A 2,775-nucleotide genomic window follows, 5' to 3' on the forward strand; every position below is an offset into this window, starting at 1 on the left:
GATCATCTCGGAATCCTGGGCGACATCGATCGGAATCCGCAACCCTACAAGCACGCCACTCGAATCGGTTGGCTCCTCCGTGGGTCCTCTAGAAGCGCGCGTATGCGCGCCGCGATCTTCCGTGCCTCCTCGGGCCCGGGTTCGAGCTTCACGCAATCGAGGATGCTGAGCAGCGCCTGGGCCTCCTCAGCATTAAACGTCGCGACTTGTCGATCTGCCAGGCTCAAAGATTGATCGGCCGCCCGGGCCTGATTGGCTGCAAGCACCGCAAGCGCCTGCGAGCGTAGGGAGGTGGCGTGTCGCTCCAAGGTGTGCATTCCGTTTGGACCTGCAAGGTGGCGTCGCAAGCGATGGTGGCCAGCCCGTCCTCGAAGACTGAGGCTGACCACCTTTGCTCCCGAGAGGCTGAAATTCTCAAGATGCTACCAATTTGTATTCTGAGAACAGTTGGAGAGCACCTGCCAGCACGAGGGGGTTGCCGCATCCCCGCGTGCCTGTATAAAATGCTCGGCCTGTAACTGTTCGAGCTGGCTCCGCTCATAGGAGTAACGCCTTGCCCAGGACCGAAGTGGCAATCCGAGCATTCACGGACTACGTCCGTAGGCCAAGCCATACACCGGCAGAAGACACGTACGGCCCACAGCGAACTAAAGAACAGCTGGCCGATTGGCGATCCCGGGTTGAAGTTATCCGCTCAAAAATGGACGCGGTGGCGGATTGCCCGATTTCGACCTTATCCGAATTCGAGGCGCTCAGACGCGAGATGGGGACAGATTTTCCCGCAACGCCACCCGCTTTACTTAACCGTGTAGCGGACGCATTTTTACACCGTGGTTCGGCGGATGCCCGACCCTCAATCAGGACGGAGCCGGATGATGCCTAGCACATTCTCGCTGCACAAGATCGACGAAGCGATACGCGACCTCGAAGAAAAAGTTGCTCACGGTGCAGAAATCAGCCGCGAGGAGCTCGCGAGCAGCATTCTGCGGATTACGAAGCGTCTTCGAGATGAACTCGAAGCGGCGGTCACGGTAGTCGATAGCCTCAAGGATCACACCGGACTCACGGTGGCAGCCGCGCGACCTAAACAGCGGGAACGTTAGCGGCCACTTGACTCGACGCTTGGAAGTGGACCAATAAAGTGCTGTCCCTGCCACTCGCTAGTGACTTCTACGCAGCCAGCCTCAGCGACGAAAGAAGCTGACGGGGATACATCATCCCGACGAATGCCCTAGCGCAACTACCAGGATAGGGCGGTGACTTGGCGATCAGTCCCGGATCGTAGGCAGCACGGGCGCGGCGCGCTGGCGAAAGTCTCACAGGCATCCCACCCGAGAACCGGCTGGTACGGGGATGTCCCGGGTTCTGTTGAATTTCTGAAGAGGTCGGCGTTGCTCACCTTGAGCCGGTAGGCTCGGGGTGCTGATTCCACAAAGGAGAGCAACGCCATGACGAGAGATATCACACCGGCTGGTTCGCCGGCGACTGGGGCTGTGGACGAAGCGTTTGCGGAAGTGCGGGCGAGCTTTGATCGGTTCTGCCTTGCGGCGGGGATCGAGGCGCTCGGCACGATGATGGAGGCGGATGTGACGGCGGCCTGCGGGCCGCGCCACGGTCGCGATGCGGTGCGGCGGGCGCACCGTTGGGGCCGAACGCGCGGACGGATCGGTTTCCATGGCGGCAAGATCGAGGTCGAGCGCCCGCGGGTCCGGGGCGTGAACGGCCGCGAGGTCACGATCCCGAGCTGGGAAACGGCGGCGCAGGAGGACTGGCTCGGTCGCTGGGCGATGAACCTGATGCTGATCAATGTGTCGACGCGCCGGTTCGGCCGCGCTGTCCGGCTGCCCGAGGGTGACGTGCCGGCACCGCCCGGATCGGGGGTTTCGGAGTCGGCGGCCTCGCGGAGGTTCGTAGCGCTGTCGGCGGCGCGGCTGGCCGACTTCATGGCTGCCGATCTGTCCGCGCTCGACCTTCTGGTGGTCCAAATCGACGGGCTGCATCTCGGCGACGATCTCGTGCTGGTCGCCGCGATCGGGGTTGACGGCGAAGGCAACAAGCATCCGCTGGCGCTGGTGGAAGGGGCGACCGAGAATGCCGCAACGGTTCAGGCCCTGCTGGACAACCTGGTCTCGCGCGGGCTCGACCCGACGGTGCCAAGACTGTTCATCGCCGACGGCGCGAAGGCGTTGTCGAAGGCGATCCGCCGCACCTTCGGTTCGGCCGCTGCGATCCAGCGCTGCCAGATCCACAAGGCGCGCAACATCATGGAACGCCTGCCGAAAGAGCATCATGCGGCCACCCGTCGGGCGCTGCGCCAGGCCTGGGAGCTCGATGATGCCGACAAGGCCGAAAAATTGATCCGCAATCTCGCGCGTCGACTCGACCAGCAATGGCCCGGCGTAGCGGCCAGCATCCTCGAAGGCCTCGACGAAATCCTGACCGTCGTCCGGTTGAAGTTGAAGGAGCTTCGTCGATCGCTCGCCTGTACCAACATCGCCGAGAACATGATGGGCACCATTCGCCGCGTCACGCGCAACGTCAAACGCTGGCGGGATGCCGGTATGGCCTTGCGATGGGTCGCGGCCGGCATGATCGAGGCCAACAAGGGCTTCCGACGATTGAAGGCGCATAAGCAATTGTCGGTTCTGCGTGCGGCTCTTCAAGCTCGCCACAATCGCATGACGATCAACCCCGTTGCCCACGTCACGAGGGCCGCGTAACATTCATTCCGGCAACGTCGATCCGACCTAGTTCAACAGCGATCGGGACATCCCC

General features: G+C 62.5%; 2 protein-coding genes. Both read left to right on the forward strand.

What is annotated here, in order from left to right:
• Window positions 1-872 precede the first annotated feature (872 nt).
• A complete protein-coding gene (locus XF30_RS37575) occupies window positions 873-1,103 on the forward strand; it encodes a hypothetical protein (RefSeq protein ID WP_036036210.1) in 231 nt (76 codons plus the stop codon).
• A gap of 345 nt (window positions 1,104-1,448) precedes the next feature.
• On the forward strand, window positions 1,449-2,720 hold the full coding sequence (locus tag XF30_RS37580) for an IS256 family transposase (RefSeq protein ID WP_109146021.1): 1,272 nt from the start codon (window positions 1,449-1,451) through the stop codon (window positions 2,718-2,720).
• Window positions 2,721-2,775: the final 55 nt, after the last annotated feature.

The organism is Bradyrhizobium sp. SUTN9-2 (assembly GCF_003122645.1).
GTDB classification, from domain to species: Bacteria; Pseudomonadota; Alphaproteobacteria; order Rhizobiales; family Xanthobacteraceae; genus Bradyrhizobium; species Bradyrhizobium yuanmingense.